The organism is uncultured Aquimarina sp. (assembly GCF_947500065.1).
In the GTDB taxonomy this organism is placed as follows: domain Bacteria; phylum Bacteroidota; class Bacteroidia; order Flavobacteriales; family Flavobacteriaceae; genus Aquimarina.
In genome coordinates this window covers 75,301-96,033 of sequence record NZ_CANMQT010000002.1, presented here as the reverse complement: position 1 = coordinate 96,033, position 20,733 = coordinate 75,301, and the positions used below count along the sequence as shown (strand labels likewise).

15 protein-coding genes are annotated in these 20,733 nt (G+C 34.2%); 11 read left to right on the top strand and 4 right to left on the bottom strand.

Annotated features, from left to right (window positions below; translation table 11 throughout):
- Window positions 1–2: 2 nt before the first annotated feature.
- Both Q0975_RS06045 and Q0975_RS06040 read right to left on the bottom strand, forming a co-directional pair.
- Entirely contained in the window at window positions 3–1,121 is a 1,119-nt protein-coding gene (locus Q0975_RS06045) for a CapA family protein (protein ID WP_299434402.1), read from the bottom strand.
- A gap of 5 nt (window positions 1,122–1,126) precedes the next feature.
- On the bottom strand, window positions 1,127–2,104 hold the full coding sequence (locus Q0975_RS06040) for a M23 family metallopeptidase (RefSeq protein ID WP_299434400.1): 978 nt from the start codon (window positions 2,102–2,104) through the stop codon (window positions 1,127–1,129).
- A 174-nt stretch (window positions 2,105–2,278) separates the two neighbouring features.
- Between Q0975_RS06040 and alaS the strand changes: the two genes are divergently transcribed.
- Entirely contained in the window at window positions 2,279–4,909 is a 2,631-nt protein-coding gene (gene alaS / locus Q0975_RS06035; RefSeq protein WP_299434399.1) for an alanine--tRNA ligase, read from the top strand.
- 53 nt (window positions 4,910–4,962) lie between these two features.
- Window positions 4,963–5,916: a GSCFA domain-containing protein gene (locus tag Q0975_RS06030; protein ID WP_366888271.1), complete on the top strand. Its 954-nt coding sequence runs from the start codon at window positions 4,963–4,965 to the stop codon at window positions 5,914–5,916.
- A 43-nt stretch (window positions 5,917–5,959) separates the two neighbouring features.
- On the opposite strand, the gene Q0975_RS06025 is transcribed toward Q0975_RS06030, so the two are convergent.
- Window positions 5,960–6,391 (bottom strand): hypothetical protein, encoded by a 432-nt coding sequence (locus tag Q0975_RS06025; RefSeq protein ID WP_299434397.1) that lies wholly within the window; start codon window positions 6,389–6,391, stop codon window positions 5,960–5,962.
- 198 nt (window positions 6,392–6,589) lie between these two features.
- A complete protein-coding gene (locus Q0975_RS06020; RefSeq protein ID WP_299434395.1) occupies window positions 6,590–7,393 on the bottom strand; it encodes a S24 family peptidase in 804 nt (267 codons plus the stop codon).
- A gap of 291 nt (window positions 7,394–7,684) precedes the next feature.
- Here Q0975_RS06020 and Q0975_RS06015 point away from each other — a divergent pair, with 291 nt between their 5' ends.
- The 9 genes from Q0975_RS06015 to Q0975_RS05975 all read left to right on the top strand — a co-directional run bounded on the left by Q0975_RS06015 (window position 7,685) and on the right by Q0975_RS05975 (window position 20,714).
- Window positions 7,685–7,840 carry a hypothetical protein gene (locus tag Q0975_RS06015; RefSeq protein ID WP_158596859.1) on the top strand — a complete coding sequence of 52 codons (156 nt, stop codon included), beginning with the start codon at window positions 7,685–7,687 and terminating at the stop codon, window positions 7,838–7,840.
- A 2-nt stretch (window positions 7,841–7,842) separates the two neighbouring features.
- On the top strand, window positions 7,843–11,286 hold the full coding sequence (locus Q0975_RS06010; RefSeq protein WP_299434393.1) for a hypothetical protein: 3,444 nt from the start codon (window positions 7,843–7,845) through the stop codon (window positions 11,284–11,286).
- A gap of 141 nt (window positions 11,287–11,427) precedes the next feature.
- Complete coding sequence (locus tag Q0975_RS06005; RefSeq protein ID WP_299434391.1) at window positions 11,428–13,995, top strand: hypothetical protein; 2,568 nt, start codon at window positions 11,428–11,430, stop codon at window positions 13,993–13,995.
- A gap of 5 nt (window positions 13,996–14,000) precedes the next feature.
- On the top strand, window positions 14,001–14,390 hold the full coding sequence (locus tag Q0975_RS06000; protein WP_299434389.1) for a hypothetical protein: 390 nt from the start codon (window positions 14,001–14,003) through the stop codon (window positions 14,388–14,390).
- Window positions 14,391–14,721: 331 nt separating this feature from the next.
- Window positions 14,722–17,955, top strand: coding sequence for a M14 family zinc carboxypeptidase (locus Q0975_RS05995; protein ID WP_299434387.1), 3,234 nt, complete (start codon window positions 14,722–14,724; stop codon window positions 17,953–17,955).
- 458 nt (window positions 17,956–18,413) lie between these two features.
- The gene (locus Q0975_RS05990) at window positions 18,414–18,842 is read left to right on the top strand and encodes a TIGR02594 family protein (RefSeq protein ID WP_299434385.1); all 429 of its coding nucleotides are present in this window, start codon (window positions 18,414–18,416) and stop codon (window positions 18,840–18,842) included.
- Complete coding sequence (locus Q0975_RS05985; RefSeq protein ID WP_299434384.1) at window positions 18,835–19,245, top strand: phage holin family protein; 411 nt, start codon at window positions 18,835–18,837, stop codon at window positions 19,243–19,245. The genes Q0975_RS05990 and Q0975_RS05985 overlap by 8 nt, the downstream gene beginning before the upstream one ends.
- 201 nt (window positions 19,246–19,446) lie before the next feature.
- Window positions 19,447–20,013 carry a hypothetical protein gene (locus Q0975_RS05980; protein WP_299434382.1) on the top strand — a complete coding sequence of 189 codons (567 nt, stop codon included), beginning with the start codon at window positions 19,447–19,449 and terminating at the stop codon, window positions 20,011–20,013.
- Window positions 20,014–20,108: 95 nt separating this feature from the next.
- Window positions 20,109–20,714 (top strand): hypothetical protein, encoded by a 606-nt coding sequence (locus Q0975_RS05975; RefSeq protein WP_299434380.1) that lies wholly within the window; start codon window positions 20,109–20,111, stop codon window positions 20,712–20,714.
- The last annotated feature ends 19 nt before the right edge of the window (window positions 20,715–20,733 follow it).

The window sequence follows — 20,733 nt, the reverse complement described above, 5'->3', positions numbered from 1 at the left end:
AGTTAGTTTTCGTTTTTTTGGGTAAAACTTCCATCTTTTTCAAAAACCAAATTACTTTCTGGAAAATCTTCCTCAGTCAATTTTTTTATTTCCTTTAATGCTCTTTGTTGATCATCAATAAATGGATATACCTCATCAATTTGCTTAGCAGAATGGAGTTTACCTTTGATAAAATTACCTTCAGGATCTACTTCTATTTCAGCAATAGGGGCGTATCCTTTTATGCCAGTTAAATTAAATCTGGAATAAGTACAAAAATTACCTAAACTATAGGCAATAAATTTATTGTTATATACTTCAAAAGCTCTTGATACATGAGGACCGTGTCCTAAAATAATATCTGCTCCTGCATCTATTAACGTATGTGCAAAAAGATATACATTACCGCGGTCTTCACCATAAAAACGTTCTGTTTTTCTGGTTACATGAGTGTGATCCGCACCTTCTGCACCTCCGTGAAAAGAAACAATTACGATATCTACTTTTTCCTTTAGTTCTTTTACAATCTTTTTTGCCTTTGTCAAGTTATGAATTTTTACGCAATCTTTGTTTGGGGCAAAGGCACAAAATCCGTACGTTATTCCATTTTTTTCAAATATTGTAGATTCCTGAGCAAAAATGCCCGCATAAGCGATATTGTGTTTTTCAAGAGTTTTAGCTGTATTCTTAATGCCGATTGCTCCAAAATCACCAATATGATTATTCGCAATACTCATAACATCAAATCCTGTTTCTTCTAGATATTTACCAAAAGATTCTGGGGATCGAAATGAATAACATTTAGAAGGGTCAGAACAACGTTTTGCATTCTCACCTTCGTCAGTGAGCGTACCTTCTAAGTTTCCAAATAGAATATCTGCTTGTTTTAAAATGACATTTACATCATCAAAAGGACCTTTGTTCTCCCGAGGCATATAACTTTCATTAGGAAAATTTGTGGCCATCATAATGTCCCCTACCGCCATCAATTTTATGCTTTTAGGAGCCGAAAGTTTTTCCATTTCCAGTTTAAAATCCTCAACAATGGTAGTCATTGAGTCGATAGCTTCTTTTGAAAATTTCTGTGCTTGTATTGTATAATTAAAACCAATTAGAAATACAAAAAGAAGTGCTTTGCGCATAGGAACTAGTCTAGAGTTTCATTAATTAGAGAAGAAGCTTTAAGCATTTCGTTGAACTCCTCAGAAGTCAAACTTCCGTAATAAAAGTTACGTGGATTAATTCGCTCTCCATCCTTAAATATTTCGTAATGAAGATGAGGAGCAACAGATCTTCCTGTGCTTCCTACATAGCCAATTACATCGCCACGTTTTACTTTTTGTCCTTTTTTTACATTGTATTTACTAAGGTGTGCATAGAGACTTACATAGTTAAAACCATGATCAATTCTAATGTGCCTTCCATAACCACTAGAATTTGCATCGGCACGTGTAACAGTTCCGTTACCTGATGCATATATAGGAGTTCCTGTTGCAGCAGAAAAATCCATTCCATAATGAAACTTTCTTGCTTTGGTAAAAGGATCACTTCTCCATCCATATCCAGACGCCATTCGTTTTAGGTCAGTGTTTTCTATCGGTTGGATTGCAGGGATTGTAGATAATAACTCTTCTTTTTGCTCTGCGAGCTCCTTAATTTCGTCCAGCGATATAGATTGTACAGCTATCTGTTTGGTAAGTTTATCGATCTGTCTTTGGCTTTCGATAATCATTTCAGAATTATCATAACCTTCATAACCCTTATATCTATTAACTCCTCCAAAACCAGCGCCTCTTACTTCTTCAGGAATCGGTGGTGCACCAAAATAGAGTCTATATATATTGTCATCTCTTTCCGCAATTTCAGAAAGAACAGCGTGATCTTTCTTTAATTGCTTGTTCATAAGCTCGTACTGAAGCTGCATGTTTTCCAATTCTCTTTTATATGCCTTTTCTTTTGGAGTCTCTAATTGAGGGATGTTTAAATAGACAAGTAATAGCACAAAACCAGCTAAAAAAGCACCAAGAACGCCTAAAATGGCAAAGCCAAATTTACGTCCTTTCTTTTGCTCAATTCTACGATAAGATAGCGTCTCGCTATCGTAGTAATATTTAACCTTTGACATATTCTAAAATATACTATTTTTGCAGGATATTAGCCAAAAATAGGTTGATTTATACTTTGGGGCTAGAACAAATATAATAAAATGTCGCAAAGTGTAGAAAAAACTGACAAATATCAATAGCATATCTTTAGGTGGCCATTGGTAACTAACTGATTAGAAATAAAATATAAAAAAATGAAATCCCAAGACATCAGAAACCAATTTTTAGCGTTTTTTGAATCCAAAAAACACAGTATAGTGCCTTCTGCACCTATGGTGATTAAGGACGATCCTACCTTGATGTTTACCAATGCCGGGATGAATCAGTTTAAAGAATTCTTTTTAGGAAACGGAATTCCTAAAAATAATAGAATTACCGATACTCAAAAATGTCTTCGAGTTAGTGGTAAACATAATGATTTAGAAGAAGTAGGTATGGATACCTATCACCATACCATGTTCGAGATGTTAGGAAATTGGAGTTTTGGTGATTATTTCAAAACAGAAGCTATCGAATGGGCTTGGGAATTGTTAACAGAGGTTTTTGGGATTGATAAAGATATTCTATATGTTTCTGTTTTTGAAGGAGCAAAGGATGAAAACCTGAACATGGATCAGGAAGCTTATGATTTATGGAAAAACATAGTTCCAGAAGATCGTATCATCATGGGTAATAAAAACGATAATTTCTGGGAAATGGGAGATCAGGGACCTTGTGGACCTTGTTCTGAAATTCACGTAGATTTAAGATCTGAAGAGGAAAAAGCAAAAATACCAGGTCGTGACTTAGTAAATCAGGATGATCCATTAGTAGTGGAAATCTGGAATCTTGTTTTTATGCAATATAATCGCAAGGCAGATGGTTCTTTGGAAAAATTACCCGCGCAACATGTGGATACAGGAATGGGGTTTGAACGTTTGTGTATGGCATTACAAGGTGTAAAGTCTAATTATGACACGGATGTTTTTACGCCGTTAATTAGAGAAATAGAAACGATCACTAATACTACCTATGATAAAAATAGTTTACCAACAGATGAAAACGGTAAGGTTAGTGTTGCGATCCGTGTAATTGCCGATCACCTAAGAGCAGTATCATTTTCTATAGCGGATGGTCAATTACCAAGTAATACAGGTGCAGGGTATGTAATCCGTAGAATTTTGAGAAGAGCAATTCGTTATGGATTTACGTTTTTAGACACAAAAGAACCTTTTATATATAAGCTTGTAGATACGCTTAGTAATCAAATGGGTGGCGCTTTTCCAGAATTAAAAGCTCAGAAAAATTTAATTACTAACGTTATAAAGGAAGAAGAAAATTCATTTCTAAGAACACTAGATCGAGGATTGGTATTGTTAGATAATGTAATTAAGGACACTAAAGGGAAAACAGTTCCTGGAGAAAAAGTATTCGAATTGTATGATACATTTGGTTTTCCTGAAGATCTTACGGCTTTAATTCTTTCTGAGCAGGGATATGAATATAATAAAGAAGTTTTTATAGCAGAGCTAAAAAAACAGAAAGATAGAGCGAGAGCGGCTTCTGAAGTAAAAGCGGGTGATTGGGAGATTTTAATCCCAGAAGCAAAAGAAGAGTTTATAGGGTATGATCATCTTTCTGCTGATGTAAAGATTTCTAGGTATCGTAAGGTAGATAGTAAGAAGGATGGAGAGCTATATCAATTAGTTTTTGATAAAACACCTTTTTATCCAGAAGGAGGAGGTCAAGTAGGGGATAAAGGATATCTAGAAGTAGATAATGGAGATGTGGTATATATTATAGATACTAAGAAAGAGAATAATTTAATTATTCATTTTGCTAAAACATTGCCTAAGCATATTAATGCGACACATCAGGCAGTTGTAGATGCTAAGCAACGAGCTAAAACTGCTTCTAATCATACGGCTACGCATTTATTGCATCAGGCATTGCGTACTATTCTGGGAATACATGTAGAACAAAAAGGTTCTATGGTGCATAGTGGAAATCTTCGTTTTGACTTTTCTCATTTCTCTAAAGTTTCGGCAGATGAGTTACAACAAGTAGAAGACTTTGTGAATGCAAGAATTCGTGAGAGTTTACCATTAGAAGAGCAACGAGCTATTTCTTATGATCAAGCAATTGTAGAAGGAGCTATTGCGTTATTTGGTGAGAAATATGGAGATGCGGTAAGAGCCATCAGATTTGGGGAATCAATGGAACTATGCGGAGGAATTCATGTGCAAAACACTAGCGATATATGGCATTTTAAAATCACTTCAGAAAGTGCTGTTGCAGCAGGGATTCGTCGTATAGAAGCAATTACTAGTGATGCAGCAAAAGAATATTTTACAACACAGTCTGAAGCTTTTTCTGAAGTAAAAGCTGTTTTGAAAAACCCTAAAAATCCAATAAAGGCTATTATAGCTTTGCAAGAAGAAAATTCTAATCTTAAAAAACAGATAGAAGGACTTCTTAAAGATAAAGCAAAGAATCTAAAAGGAGATTTTAAATCAGAATTCCAAGAAATAAATGGTATCCAGTTTTTGGCTAAGAAAGTAGATCTAGATCCAGCCGGTATAAAAGATTTATCTTTTGAATTAGGAGGGGAAATAGAAAATGCTTTTATGCTTTTTGGGGCTAATAATAATGGAAAAGCATTGTTATCTTGTTATATTTCTAAAAATCTGGTAGAGGAAAAAGGATTGAATGCTGGTCAAGTTGTTCGTGAATTAGGGAAATACATCCAAGGTGGTGGTGGTGGACAACCATTTTTTGCAACTGCGGGAGGTAAGAATCCATCAGGAATAGAAGAAGCTTTAGAAAAAGCTAAACAATACTTATAACTAAAAATCAAAACTCCAAGATTCTTTCTTCTTAGAGAGAGTCTTGGGGTAAGATGCTTATGAACCTACAAACCAAAATACCCATAAAACCTCAGCAACCTAAAATTGATTATGATGCAGAGTTGTTGTTGTTAGGATCATGTTTTGCAGAAAATATAGGAGATAAATTTGAGTATTTTAAATTTAAGACATTAGTTAACCCTTTCGGAATACTTTTTCATCCTAAAGCTATCGAAACCTTTCTTTGGATGGCGACGCAACAGGAAGAATATACCGAGACAGATTTGTTTTATCATAATGAGCAATGGCACTGTTTTGATGCACATTCTAAATTAAGTCACTCTGATCAAGGTCAATTGCTTCAGACGCTCAATAAAGCCTTAAAGAATACATGTCAAAAGATTCAATCTGCTTCTCACATATGTATTACATTAGGAACGGCTTGGGTGTATCGCTTGCAAGCATTGGATATGGTGGTTGCGAACTGTCATAAAGTTCCACAAAAGGAGTTTAAAAAAGAGTTATTGTCTGTAGAAGACGTAGGTCAGTGTTTGCAAAATAGTATTGGTCTGATTAGAAGTTTAAATCCTAATGTGAAGATCATATTTACAGTATCTCCAGTAAGACATAGTAAAGATGGTTTTGTGGAAAATAATCAAAGCAAATCACATTTGATTGCTGCTGTGCATAAAACTATAGCTGCTGATAATAATTGCGGTTATTTTCCTTCCTATGAAATTATGATGGATGAGTTAAGAGATTATAGGTTTTATGATACAGATATGATTCATCCTAGTGTTATGGCTATTGATTATATATGGGAGTATTTTAAACAAACCTGGATTTCTGAAGAAGCATTAAAAACGATGCATAGGATTCAGGAAATACAAAATGCGATGGCTCATAGACCTTTTAATCCTGATAGTGAACAACATCAATTATTTCTTCAGAAATTGGAACTGAAAAAACAACAACTTGAGCAAGAATATTCTTTTATTAAGTTTTAAAATATTTGTTGTCAGAAGTGTATAAGCTTAGGTAAAGGTGTAGTTACTTTTTAAAGACGTTTGATATTAATTGTAAACTACCCGCTATAACTCCAACTCCAAACGAATCAGAACCTAAAGGGTTATCCCAGGATTGTTGCTGTAAAGAAATATTTACTACAGGGTCAAAAAGTGATTTATGAGTAAACGCATTATTTCTTATGACTAAATATGGGCGAGTTCTTGAAATTCCAAAAGAAGGATAATCCGAAATCCGAGAAAGTCCTAAAAATAATCTATAATCATTTGTTCCGTTGTTTATTCCCTTTAAACTATAGTTTTCTGATTTGATAACAGGAATAGAATCTATGATTAATGTTTTGGTGCTTTTTTTAGCGCTTAAAGATGGATTTGATAAGCTTTTTTGAGCATAGATTTCAGCGCTTGCGCTCATAATACATAGTATGGATAAAATTAAGATTTTAGAATACGTCATAATGTAGAAGTTTGGCTGTTTAGTAACTTTATCTAATACATCAAAAATTATTCCATAAAAACTTATTTTATAATGTTAACCTATTGATTTTTAGTAATACTAATAGATAGGATAGATATATGAGTATAAAAGTCTTTATTGTGAGGTTTTTTTACGTGAGATCGGGTGATAGCTACAGTAGTTGCGCCCGATCTTTATTTAGTTATTTTGTCTCAGTTCTTCTTCTAATAAAACGATTTTGGTTTCTAAATCATGTAAACGATCATAAACATCTACAGGTTCGGGCATTTGTTTAGAGGCAAACATAGTAACATACCAGGCTTCCATGATTTCTTCAGAATTAATAGTGTATGTCGGGTAATTACCGTCTTTATTATCTGATTTAAGAATAAGTTTACCTCTTTCTTCTATCCTATTAATAACCCTTTTTAATACAATACCATCATTTTTGCTTACAATAACATAAATTCTTCCATCTTTAATATCGCTGAGCTCCTCTACATATTTGCCAAAAACCAAATCTCCATCAAAAAAAGTACGTACCATAGAATTTCCTTGTACTTCAAAACATCTAAAAGTGCCATTAGTAAGATGTGGCATATTAAAAGAAGGTAGTGTTTCTATAAATTCAGTATCTCCATATCCGTCCAGATATCCTGCTCTTGCTTTTATGGGAACATATACTACATTTTCATCGCCTTCTTGATTTACAGCAACTACTTGTGGAATTCCACCATATGTTTGAGTTTCTTGATGTTTTTGTCTTAATAGTTCATTGCTTTTTCCGAAAAGGTATTCAGGGTCGATGTTGAATTCATCAATAATACGTTCTAATAAATCGTATCCTGGTTTGGTGCGTTTTCTCGAACCATCAGCTTGTAATCTTCCTGTGGTAATGCTATCTATTGTTGTGCTGGTGACTCCTATTCTTTTAGCAAAAGAATGATTATTTAGGTTGAAAAAATCTATTATTTCCCTAATTTTTATATCGATTTCTACCATTTTGACAATCTTTTTGTTAAAAACATATGATGAATATAAATTTAAACATTTTACAGAATAATTCTGTATTTTGTTGTTTAATTCTGTAAAATGTTGTATATTTGTACTGTAATTAGTTGCTAAAATACGAAAAAGAATTCATAATCAAACATTTGTGTTATTTCTATTGCAACATTTTCAGGTGAACTAGTATAAGACGTCGTGCTAAAATCACTTTAGACGGTTAACTATTCAAACAAAAGTTTGAATAGGGTGGTATTTCTGTGTCTAATTTAAAATTAAAAAAGACCTATGCAACGAAGTAGACTGTTATTAGAAAAGCGTAAACAGTTTGTTCAGAATTATGTCGAAAACAATTCAGAAAAACAAATGAAAGTCATTGTCGAAGAGTTGATAGATCAGCTCTTCATTTCAGAAAAAACAATTTATAACATTTTAAAAGACTAAACATGAGTCAAAACATTAAGAACACATTATACAGATTTGTAACCATGCGTTCTCCAGAATTAATAGGAGATCAAGAAAAAGCGAATGGATTTATTAGTTATCCAGAAAAAGATATCGCTATGACGGATACGTCAACTTTGCCAACAGATTTGGATGTGAGTGCGCCTATTGCAAAACGTCTTTCTGAAACAATGGTGAATTATGTGCCTAAATACAAATCGGTAGCGCAATTAAAAGAGGATACAGATGATTTTAATGAGTTCGCAAAATGGTTGATCGCTAATAGAACTCGATTAAATGTAGCAGAAACGGATACAAAAATTGCTGATTTAGATGGTTACAAGCCGACAGCGGCTCAGATTATTGCTATTTGGGATGATCTTCATCATAATATCATAAATAATGGCTCTCCTTATTTAAGAGATCTGCTCTTATCATATATTGTTGCAGAATTTTTCGTTACAAGATCAGTTCGTTTAGAAAAAACGGATGAAGCTTATAGAAAAATGGCTCAATCCAGAGTTGTAATTGATAAATCATTGTTTTCTGAAACCCCTGTAGTTAAAGATCCAGAGACCGATCAACCGATTATGGCAAAGGATTTTCAGAAAGAAATGGATCTGGCGATCGCCACCGAGCAGAATGAAGAGTTGAGATGTATTCTGGAAGAAATAGAAAGAGCGGAAAAAGTATATATAAAAGAAAATCAAAAGGCTCAAGATCTTTACCAGAAAGATTATGACGGATTGGTAAAAAAAGCATATGATGATGCTGCGGTTATAGAAAGAATAGTAGAAGATTCAGAAACTGGAACGACAGCGGTTGTTAGAGATTATGATAATTTAATTTTACCAGCGTATGATTTTTCGGCTGTAAATGAGTTAGAAGATCCAAAGGCACTGGGTTTATTGAGTGAAAAAACACTTTCATATGTAAATAAATTAAGTGCAGAGTTTTTGTTTGATTCATTTAGTGAAATCAAAGAAGCGATTAATACGGAGATTAAAACGAACGTTGGTATTATATCCGAGAATACTGATTTGGGTAATAAACAAATCAATGTATTAGGAACCCCACTTCCTGTTAAAGATTCATTAGAAGGAACTCAATTCAGCTTCAGTTGTTGTGCGTTAGGATTGATAGGTTCGGAAACCTATTCTATTATTATGACCATCAAAGTGCCTGATAGTAGTTATGATGTAACAGGTACGTTGTATCATATGAATTATACTGATGGTACTAGCAATACAAATGGGTATTTCAGACAACGAAAACTCAATAATAGTATATCTCTGACCCTGTATAATGGAATTACAATAAATAAAGATATCGAAAGATTTAAGGGGGATATCACTTTTGCAAATGGAGCTAAGTATAAATTCAACATTCCTGGGTTTAGTACTAATGGATGTTCTGCTGGAACATTGACTTTAGTTTCTGGAGGTAATCCAGGAAGTTCTGATGATGAAGTACCTACTGGTTTTGGGATACAACGTTTAGGAATTGCAGATTATCGAAAAGTAGAACAAGAAGTATGTTGTTATGTTCCTGGAGAAGTTTCTCATATCGAGAATATTATGGCTCGTGAGTATAAAGAAAAATCTACCAGAAGATTGCGTAGACAAGAGGATACCTTGACTACTTCTGCAGAGCAAGAAACAGAAAGTTTAACAGAAACTACTTCTACAGGTCGTTTTGAGATGAATCAGGAGATCGCGTCTGTGATTGCCAAGGATCAGTCTTTTGCGGCAAATGCAGGAGTATCGTATTCAAATCCTTCTGGATTTAGTGCCAGCGCTAATGCCAGTTATGCTAATAATACCAGTAAAGAAGAATCAAATCTTCAGGCAATCAGTCAGGCAAAAGAATTGACAGAGAGAGCATTAGATCGAGTTGTGCAAAAAGTTCGTGAGGAACGTGTGACAAAAGTGGTCGAAGAATATGAAGAAAACAGCTCGCATGGTTTTGATAATCGCAAAGGAGATAAGCATATTTCTGGAGTATATCGCTGGGTAGATAAAATTTACAACAATAGCATTCTAAATTATGGAAAGCGATTGATGTATGAATTTATGATACCAGAACCTGCAGCTTTTCATGATGAAGCTATAAAGCTAAAAGGAAATAATACGGATGAGGTATTAACAAAACCTGTAGATCCAAGAACTTCAAGTGTTCTTAATCTATCAGATTATAGTAAGGTTACTGCTTCTACATTGAAGTATTGGGCAGGAGTATTCAATGCATCAATAGATCCATTGCCTGCCGAAAATGTTACAGTTTCTAAAGCGTATAGTAAAGATGATACTTCTATAAATAACGGACGATTTGGACATGCGGGTCACGAGAATGTTGATATACCAGAAGGATATTTGGTAAGTAGATATTCCGGATATTTCACCTATGAAAGAGGGATTCATGAAGGAACCTGGAGAAGAAATGGTTCCATCACAATAGGTGGTAGAAAGCATTCATTTACAGCTCAGGATGCTTCAGAAAGTATTATACTTTCCGGAAGTTTCTTCAGTCAAAAAATCAGTAATTCTTTAGAATTTTCCGTGACATCTTGGGATGTAGGAGTATATGCTTTTAATCTGTATGTAACATGCGAATTATCTCCAGAAGGAAGACAAGCTCAGCAAATCAAAGCTTTTGAGGCAATTATGGATGCCTATGAAACTAAACTGGCTGAGTATAACGAAAAGTTAGAAGCGCTAAAAGCACAACAAGAAGAAATGCTAAAAGTCAATCCTGGATTCTATAGACAAATAGAAAAAACCGTATTGCGTAAAAATTGTATTACGTACTTATTAGGGCAGGATAAAGTAGGAGTAGAAGGAATGATCACAGGAGAAGGGTTAGAGATTCGACCTAATCACACCAATGATACACTGGATACTTATGCCGCGAGAGTTAAGTTCTTCGAGCAAGCTTTTGAGTGGGATATTATGAGTTACCAGTTCTATCCATTTTACTGGGCTAAAAAAGAAAATTGGGGAGGAAAGTATATCGTAGATAATAACGATCCATTATTCAAGGCTTTTTTACAGAGTGGTATGGCCAGAGTGATTATTACAGTACGTCCTGGGTTTGAAGAAATGGTTAACTGGTATCTGGCAACTGGTCAGATCTGGAATGGTGGTCAAGTGCCAACAATTGATGATGAAGAGTTCGTTTCTATTGTAGAAGAACTTCAGAATCCAGAAAGCGTAGTAGAGGAAACTTGGGAGACTCGTGTTCCTACATCTCTGACTGTTATCCAGGCCGGATCCATAGGTCTTAATGTAGAAGGATTGCCGTGCGATTCTGATTGTGCAGACTGGTCTCAGTTTGATTCTGATCTTAATCCAATCCAGCAAACCAATGAGTTGATTGGAGGTGATGACGAATCTATAGATACAGGAGGTATCGGATCTGATACGGTAGGCGATACCGCAGTATCATAATTTCATTTTAAATATAAGGAAAAGGTGAATTGTAAAACCTGAAAAATGGTTTCAAATTCACTGCATACAGTGTCCCCGCTAATTAAGGATTAGGGGATGCTGTATGCCTTAAAATTAATATTAATACAAAAGAAAACAACTATGTATGCATATGAATATGGTGTTAGGAATTTTGACAAAAAATACCAGCCATTTCCAAATATTACCGTTTTCAATGATCAAATCGAAGTTTTAGATCAGACCAATTCATTATTTTCAGAAGTTCTTGTTTATAATCAAGTTACGTTGGATGAGAATAACAATTCCTATGCTAGAATTACTCCTTCCGGAATTGAATATTCAGATCTTTTTGTAAAAGAATATTTGCAGAAATTTGGCCAATTCTCCTCTACTGGAGAAATTAGAAATATTGTTGGGTTTTCATCACAAAGAGAAGTATTTGAGTTTGAAGGAAATTACTTTGTTTTCAATCCTGAAATTGTGATTTTAGATGAGGTAGAAGTCACTGCCAAAGGTGTTGGAAATAAGAAAAAATTTCCACCCGATCTTAGCTTGTTAAATGAACAATTAGAAGGATCAGAATTATCAGTTATTTTATTTATTACTAAAGACGGAGCAAAACTAGAGCGAGCATATCAAAAGATCAATCAATTAGGTGCTAATGAGATCGTCATGTTTATAGAAAAAGACGATGCTTACAACACCTTTGGTTCAGTAATACGAGTAAACTCTGGTGATAATATTACCGAAAGCACTGATATTCCATATAATGATATCGCCAAATTGACCAAAACCTTTGAAATTGGCGTTAGTTCTTCGGTAGTTAAAGAAGTGTTGGAAGATCATGTAAAAGATAAAGACAGTGTTTTTTATTTAATTCGAAATGTATTTCAAAAAGGTATAGAAGTAGTGAATATTCCTGCCAATTTTGCTTTAGAAAAAGTAGCAGATGCTATGGATACTGTTTCCAAAGGAATTGAAAATAACCTGAAGATTGGAAGTAAATATTGGAAGGCATTTGATAAAGCTGGAAACCCAGATAAAACGTATAGTCCAATACTTCCCGGTTTTGAGTTGATAGAGCAAATAGAAACACTCAATGAAAATACAGATTATGATCAATTATTAAGTGGATTTACCCAAAAGTTGGATGCTTTGGAAAATCAATTACAAACAGGAATTGATAAAATCCCTTTTCAGTTGATTCGTGATTTTGTAAAAGAAAAAATAAGTGTTCTTTTTGATTTTATAAATGAAGGAAAAACATTTCTAAAAGAAGTAGCTTCTCAGGTATTGTCATTAACTAAAAGTTATTTCATTTTTTTAAATTCCTTTTTAGTGGGATTGATCAATAGTTTGGTCGATGTGGTCAAAGGTATTTTTGATCTGATTGGTTTGATCTGTAAGATTGTTATTGGAATTAATAAAGCTCAAGAGCAAACTGCCAAAACTCCAGCATCTATGTTTAGCTTATTCGTAGAGCTTTTCGAAAATGCTATGGAAGCGACTGCGAAGTTATTTACCTTGAAAAATATCAAAGCGTTCTTCAAGTTTATGATTGGACTTTTTGTGAAATTCTTGACTTCTCCTCCTTCAATTTCTTCAGATAAATTGGGATATGGTATTGGATATCTGATCGGATTTATAGTCGAAGAAGTGGTGTTTGCAATCCTCACAGGAGGAGCTAAAACAGTCGGAACAGCTTTAAAACTAGCTGTGGATTCTTATAAAAGTCTGATTAAAGGAGTGTATAGAGCTACCGAAAAGACCATTAAATTCACTATTGATGGCATTTTAACGATTATCAGAGAAATACAAAAACAACTGAGTAACTTTCCAAAGTTTTTAGATGATTTGGGGAAATGGTTGGATGATGCCTGGGCATCTGTTAAGGCTGATGTTGTTCTTTCTTCTGGATCTGGAGTGTTACTTGGAGAAATTATTCCTATTCAAGCGTTTTTTAAAACTATAAAGTTATTGTCGAAAAGAATTTGGATTAACCAATTAGAAAAGGTTGGTTTTACTGTACAGAAGCTGGGAGAAGACAGTTTCAGGTTTGTTTATAAAAATGAAGAGATCTTTGTGGGCTCCAAAGCTCAGGCAAAAACAGAGCTTGAAGGTTATTTTTCTAATACTGGAAGAAATAAAAAACTGGAACAATATTTGGATGAATTGCTAATTATATTTAAAAGAAGCACGTTTAAACATAAACCAAGTTCGGGTGTTGTTGTAAGTAAGGATACACCTTTAGGAACCTATCTGGTAGGAGGTTGGATGACAGATTTAAAGTTTATTTTAAAAGAATTAGACTATCCTGTAATTACTGATTTCGAAATTCTGAGAAGAAACTTTGAATTTTTAGCACCTTCTGGTCAGAAATATAATTTGCTAAATGTTTCAGAGGAAGTTGTACGTTATTTTTCGAAAAGAGGAGGTTTTTTTAATAGGGTAAATGCTAAATGGGTGGATGCAGCGGTAAAAAGAAGAGAGAATATTCTGTTGATAACTAGAAAAATAGATTTGTATAGACCAATAATAAAAGATGGAAAGAGAATAGAAGTGTTAACGGGTTATGGAAAAGAAATTCATCGATTCGAATGGAAACATGGCTATCGATATGACTCTAAAACTAATAAAATGGTTCCGTCAGAAAAAGCAAAAAGCTTACAAACTTTAACTAACTTTGAAGATCATAAAATAGTAGACTAAAAAAGATGAAAATAAATAATAAATTTATTAAGGATCAATTCGGTAAAATTATCGAGAAGTATGAACTAGATTTCTTTTCGGATGAAGAATATGTTGTAAAAATCGAAAATGAGCGTGTGGAAATTTATTTTTGTACTGAAAGATGGGAAGATGGTATAATAACCGCTTTTAGAAATAAAATTAAAAATGAATTTTACTACCCATCTAAGGTTGAAGAAATAAAAGGGTTTTCTGATTTTAAAGAGTTTTTAACTCCGGAAGAAACAATTTACATCGATTCGTTACAAGAAGGGAATGATATGATTGTATATTCATTTAGGATTTTGTTAGAACGATATTGTCAGGATATGTTGTCTGGGGATTTTTCTAAGGTTCCAGCAGGGACACCAAGTTAAGTTTTTTTAATATAAAATCACCTAATATCAAAATAAAGACAGATCTATAATCCATATGAAATAAGAATATAACAAGTCTTAAAAAAACCGCTCAATTCGAGCGGTTTTTTTTATTCTTTTTTCTCATAATGATAGATTCATAGGGTACTTGTGATAAGCTGGTTCTGCTAGTTAATCTATTGATAAACTGGAGTATAGGTTGGGGAAAAGATCTGTTGTTCTACCTCAGTGTTGTCGTTTTTTATTCTATCTTTATAATTAATAAAACCAATTTAACTGTATTGACCGCTACTTAACCAAAGTATGTCACACACAAACACTCTTAAAAACCATGAAGAAAAAACTAACACTTGCCTTATGGGTCTGTATGATCCTTGGTACTTCACTATTTGCACAGCAAACCCAAAAAGAAAAAGCTATTGAATACCTAAACCTAAAAGGAGAGGTGATATTCGATATCGTTATAAACAGTCCTGCTGAACTACAAACGCTGACTCAAGAGTTGTCCATTGTTCATTATGATGAAGCGACTGGAATTGTAAAACTAATGGCTAATCAAACGCAGTTTGATCAGTTTCTACAAAAAAACATTTCTTTTACTACAACACAGGAAGATAATATCATAGGGTATAGAACGATGACATCAGACTTGTCTGTAAAAGCAGCTACATTTCCATTAACTGCATATCCCACATATGCCGATTATGTAAGTATGATGAATGATTTTGCTACTAATAATCCTACGATATGCCAAGTAGAAAATATAGGTACTACTACAGAAGGAGATAAGTCCTTACTTTTTGTGAAGCTGTCCGATAACGTGGGGTCAAATGAGCAAGAACCACGAGTAATGTACACTTCTTCTATGCACGGAGATGAAATAGCAGGGTATCCTATGATGCTCAATCTTATTGATTTTTTATTGACTACGTATAATGATACATCACATCCAAGACATGCAGAGATCAAACAACTGCTGGATAATAATGAGGTGTGGATTAATCCATTAGCGAATCCAGACGGAACGTATAGAAATAGTGCAAGTAATACATCCGTAGCGAATGCTACCAGAGGTAATGCTAATAACGTAGATCTTAATCGAAACTATCCTGATCCTGATGACGGAACAAACCCTGATGGGAATAGTCACCAGATAGAAACACAGCGATTTATGGATTTTGCAGCCTCTAAACATTTTGTGCTATCGGCTAATTTTCATGGTGGAATTGAACTAATCAACTATCCTTGGGATACCTATGCCGGAGCTCATCCTGATGAAGACTATTTTGTTCATGTATCAGAAGAATACAGGGATTTTTGTCAACAAAATAGTCCTAATGGATATTTTGACGCACTTAATAACGGAATTACCAATGGCTATGCTTGGTACGAAGTGCAAGGAGGACGACAAGATTATCAAATATATTATCATAAGGGAAGAGAAGTAACCGTAGAACTTTCTAATGCCAAAACTCCTGCAGCTAGCCAATTAGTTAATTTCTGGAATTATAATCAAGAAGCATTGATTGGTTTTTTAAAACAGGTTAATTACGGAATACGCGGTGTTGTTACAGATGCGGTTACTAATCAGGCGATTGATGCTAAAGTAACCGTCGTGGGAAAAGAAACATACGAAACATGGACACCGACAGAATTACCGGAGGGTGATTATTACAGGCCGATCAAAGCTGGAACTTATACGTTAGTGTATGAAGCAGAATGTTACGAATCAAAAACAATCACAGGTGTTACGATTGCAGACGGTCAAGCAGTAATTCAAGATGTACAATTAACTCCAATTGGAGCGGTTGCACCAACAGGACTGGTTGCATCTTCGGTACAATCAACTAGCGCTAATCTAAGTTGGTCTGGTAGTGCTGGAGCTACTTTTGATGTTAGATATAGAGAAACGGGAACTACAAATTGGACTGTGGTTTCTGCTAATACTAACACTACGAATCTTACGAATCTAGCGACAGAAACGGCTTATGAAGCCCAAGTACGTAGTATATGTGCCGGAGCAACTACTTCGCCTTACAGTAGTTCAATATCTTTTACTACAACAGGAGTACCTGCTTGTGCGGGGATTGTTACATTTCCATATACAGAAGGTTTTGAATCTAGTATAGGTGTATGGACAAATGCTCCTGGTGATGATATTAATTGGACGCGTGATAGCAATGGAACACCGTCTAACGGAACAGGACCATCTTCAGCTCAGGAAGGTTCATTTTATATGTTTACCGAAGCTTCTGGTAATGGAAATGGATATCCAGGAAAAATAGCTTTGCTCGATAGCCCTTGCATTGATCTGGAAGCGTTAACTGGTGCTACCTTAGAATTTGGATATCATATGAATGGAACCAATATGGGGTCTTTAGAGATATTAGCAAGTACTGATGATGGATCCAGCTATACTTCACTTTGGAGTAGAAACGGAAGTCAAGGAGATCAATGGAGCCAAGCTTCTATAGATCTTTCTGCATATGCCGGATCTGTAATTAAGCTTCAGTTTAAAGGTACTACAGGAAATGGATTCCGAAGTGATATGGCTATTGATGATCTTAAGATTATTTCTACAACTCCTGATACGCAAGCTCCATCTACACCAACCAATGTAATAGCATCAAATATTACGGGAACAACGGTTGATTTATCCTGGGATGCATCTACGGATAATATTGGGGTATCTGAATATGAAATTTATCAGGGAGCTACTTTGATAGCTACTTCTGTCTCTGCTAATACTACTGTTAGCGGATTGAATCCTAATTCAGAATATACATTTGTAGTAGCGGCAAAAGATGCTGCAGGAAATAGTTCTTCAGCAAGTGATTCTGTAACCATAACTACTACAGGTGTTGTAATTACCTATTGTAATAGTCAAGGTAATAATGTGAATGATGAATATATCGATTATGTAAGTATTGGAGGGATCGATAATACTTCTGCGGCTACTAGTGGGTATACAGATTATACAAACTTAACAGGAACCATATCCTATGGGCAAAATACGATTGTGTTAAGCCTTAATTACACAGGAACCGTATATACTGAGTATTGGAACGTTTGGATTGATTATAATCAAAATGGAATTTTTGATAGTTCAGAATTAATAGTTTCAGAATCTACACGTAGTGATGCAAATCAATCCTATGATTTTACAGTGCCATCTAGTGCATCAACAGGAACAACAAGGATGCGCGTAAGTTTAAAGTATAATGCAACTGCCACTCCTTGCGAAACATTTACTTATGGGGAAGTAGAGGATTATACAATAAACATTGGAGGAACAACCGCTTCCAGAGCAAATGCTACAAGTAGCTTGAATCCTAAAGGAACACTTCAATTATATCCCAATCCTGTAACAGAAGGAATCTTGTTTGTTAGCGGTCTTTCGGATAAGGAAACGAGTATTACAATCTATAATTATGCAGGCCAAAAAGTAATAGGTAAGAAAATGACAGATGGCAATATTGATGTAAGTAATTTATCGAGTGGATTGTATCTTTTACAGGTAGGAAATGATACTAATAAAAAGATAAAAAGATTTATAGTGCAATAAGAATTTCCTTCTGTAATTATCTATAGCAGAAAGGGGAAATATTTTTTTTAAGAAGGCTGGATTCTATGGTTGTTTACTGTAGAATCCAGCCTTGTTTTTTACTCCCGTAGTTGCAGTAAGTAAAGGGTGAAAACCTTTATAAAGCCTTGGTGTATTCGTATATTTGTATACGCTTTTCAACGTGCTGTTGATCATTGTTTTTAATGACGAATTGATGATAATAGTACAATAACAGTTTACTGTAATTAGGTACAAAAAAAGAATAGGTTTTTAGGCTCCTGCAGGTTTATAATTACGCCCAAAAATCTTCACTTTTTAGTACAATTAATCAAGTTCTGCTTGATGAATTCAATTCAAAAGAATCCTCAAAAAAGTATCACTAATCTTAGTGATAAAGTAGTATAGATCTTTTTTGAATAGAATCATTTTCGTAGAAGTAATCAAAACATTTTTAACGTATGAATATTTTAGAAATGGCGCTATCACAGTATGGCGTTAAGGAGATTAATGGCTCCAAGGATCATCCACAAATTGTTTCCTATTTTAATGAATTAGGTTTTAACGGTGCACAATTGCATGATGAAACTGCTTGGTGCAGTGCATTTGCTAATTGGGTGGCTAAAAAATCTGGCTATTCCTATTCTGGTAAGCTTAATGCCCGTAGTTGGCTTAATATCGGGCAATCTACTAATTCTCCTAGTGTTGGAGATGTTGTGGTGCTGTGGCGAGAAAGTCCTAATAGCTGGAAAGGTCATGTAGGTTTCTTCATCAAAGAGACGAAAGGATTTGTGTATGTTTTGGGAGGCAATCAAAACAATAAGGTATGCATACAAGCATATCCAAAGAATAGAGTATTAGAGTATAAAAAATTAACTAAAGATGGATAAAATCATAAGTATGGCATTTTGGTTGCTTACAATTTTGTCGCCTATTAATGGCGTAATGATGACGATGGTCTTTCTGATTTTGGTGGATTTTATTACAGGTTCATATGCATCCTATAAGAGAAAAATTCCGATCAGTAGCGAACGTATAGGTAATACGATCTCTAAGTTTTTTATCTACAATTTGGTAATTCTCGCATCATTCTTATTAGAAACCTTTATCGTAGATGAGGTTCCTTTTCTTAAGATTATTGCTGGGTTTGTTGCCATTACTGAGATAAAATCTATTTTAGAAAACTTCAATAAAATTTATGGTATTGATCTCTTTAAGGCGTTAGTAAGCTTACTAAAGTCAGGAGGTCTTTCAGATACGATAAGTAGCATCTCTAAAGAAGGAAAAAAATAAAGAGATACTTAAAATAGCTACCCTCTGGTTATTTCTTCGTTGAAATCACAATAGATACTAATTTAACAGAAATCCTAAATATGTGTTACGCCTGGCAGGTAGTGATAAGGATAATAACAGGGTGAACTCAAGAGTAGAAATAGCTAGAGTGTAGTAATTTTCAAAGGAAAAATAATTTAATAATTTTTTAAAGAAATAAGAATGTCAATAAAAACAAAAGAAGAATTAAAATCATACTTCGAAACAGGCGACAAGCCTACTCAAGAACAGTATGAAGATTTGTTAGATACTATATTCGATGTATCATCAGAGTCAATTAAAAAAGTATCAAAGGTTATCATTGATTTATCTGGAGAGGTAAATACAATAGATCAGTCATTTAGAATGCTTGATGTAATTCCAGCTCCAGGAGAAAATAAAATGATATTGGTGGATGCTATAAAAACATTCGTAAAACCGATAGAAGGATATACCGTTAATGATTTATTTGGGTTTTCCTTAACCTGTGATTATTCTAATCAAGAAATTTCTGACCAAGGAATTGCAACGGTACTTTATGGTTTTGATCTTCAGGATAATGGGGTGTTGATTAATAAGAGATCAGCAGAGCCGGGAAATAATTTTGATATCGCTGTAGACTCTGGTTTTATTAATAGTGGTATACAGATTAAGTACGCTGCTAACCCATCCGATAATCCTCCAAGCGCGATTGATGGAAAGTGCAAAATCTCACTATTAGTAGAATATACATTGGTAGATCTTTCTTAGGTAATAATGTAGGAACCGATCTTATTATTTAGATAAGGTCGGTTTTAAGTGTATAAAATAATTTTTGTTCTAAATGAAAATATATGTTACAAAAAATGTCAAGTGAAAAAGGAATGCTGATTATAATTGTTGGATTGTCAATCTTTTTTTTGATACAAAGACAATGTGTTAGTCCAAAGGTTTCGGATACCAAGCCAAAAATAACTAAGGTAGTGGATACAATCTGGCAAACTAAAATAGATACTTTTCATCTTCAAACCATTAAATACAAAACAGTGTATGTTCCGAAGGTTGTTAAAGGAGATAATTCTAAAATAGTAATAAGAAAAAAACAAGAGATTTCTGAAGGAGAAAAACATCTTTTTGAAGAGGCTAGAGAGTATAAGGATACATTGCATAATGAAGATATAGAAATCTATAGTTATAACCTCTTAAAAGGAGAATTGTTAAATAGTAGTCTTTCGTATAAATTAAAAGTGCCTAGAGAAATTAAATCTACAACCACTATAGAACATCCGCCAATATATAGAAGTGGTTTGTACGGTTTTGGAGAATTAGGAGGCAATCAAGAGCAGTTTAGTAATATAAGTCTGGGTTTGCAATACAATCGAAAAGGGAAATGGTTTGTGAGTTATAGGTTGAATTTTAGTGAATTATCGAGTGTAACTCATAATGTAGGTATAGGAATACGAATTCAATGAAAGTGGAAATAACTTGTTC

Coding starts and splice junctions, on each gene's coding strand:
- Q0975_RS06005 (WP_299434391.1), top strand. CDS start 11,428: ATGTATGCATATGAATATGGTGTTAGGAATTTTGACAAAAAATACCAG.
- Q0975_RS06045 (WP_299434402.1), bottom strand. CDS start 1,121: ATGCGCAAAGCACTTCTTTTTGTATTTCTAATTGGTTTTAATTATACA.
- Q0975_RS06025 (WP_299434397.1), bottom strand. CDS start 6,391: ATGACGTATTCTAAAATCTTAATTTTATCCATACTATGTATTATGAGC.
- Q0975_RS06015 (WP_158596859.1), top strand. CDS start 7,685: ATGCAACGAAGTAGACTGTTATTAGAAAAGCGTAAACAGTTTGTTCAG.
- alaS (WP_299434399.1), top strand. CDS start 2,279: ATGAAATCCCAAGACATCAGAAACCAATTTTTAGCGTTTTTTGAATCC.
- Q0975_RS05990 (WP_299434385.1), top strand. CDS start 18,414: ATGAATATTTTAGAAATGGCGCTATCACAGTATGGCGTTAAGGAGATT.
- Q0975_RS05980 (WP_299434382.1), top strand. CDS start 19,447: ATGTCAATAAAAACAAAAGAAGAATTAAAATCATACTTCGAAACAGGC.
- Q0975_RS06020 (WP_299434395.1), bottom strand. CDS start 7,393: ATGGTAGAAATCGATATAAAAATTAGGGAAATAATAGATTTTTTCAAC.
- Q0975_RS05985 (WP_299434384.1), top strand. CDS start 18,835: ATGGATAAAATCATAAGTATGGCATTTTGGTTGCTTACAATTTTGTCG.
- Q0975_RS06010 (WP_299434393.1), top strand. CDS start 7,843: ATGAGTCAAAACATTAAGAACACATTATACAGATTTGTAACCATGCGT.
- Q0975_RS06040 (WP_299434400.1), bottom strand. CDS start 2,104: ATGTCAAAGGTTAAATATTACTACGATAGCGAGACGCTATCTTATCGT.
- Q0975_RS06030 (WP_366888271.1), top strand. CDS start 4,963: ATGCTTATGAACCTACAAACCAAAATACCCATAAAACCTCAGCAACCT.
- Q0975_RS05975 (WP_299434380.1), top strand. CDS start 20,109: ATGTCAAGTGAAAAAGGAATGCTGATTATAATTGTTGGATTGTCAATC.
- Q0975_RS06000 (WP_299434389.1), top strand. CDS start 14,001: ATGAAAATAAATAATAAATTTATTAAGGATCAATTCGGTAAAATTATC.
- Q0975_RS05995 (WP_299434387.1), top strand. CDS start 14,722: ATGAAGAAAAAACTAACACTTGCCTTATGGGTCTGTATGATCCTTGGT.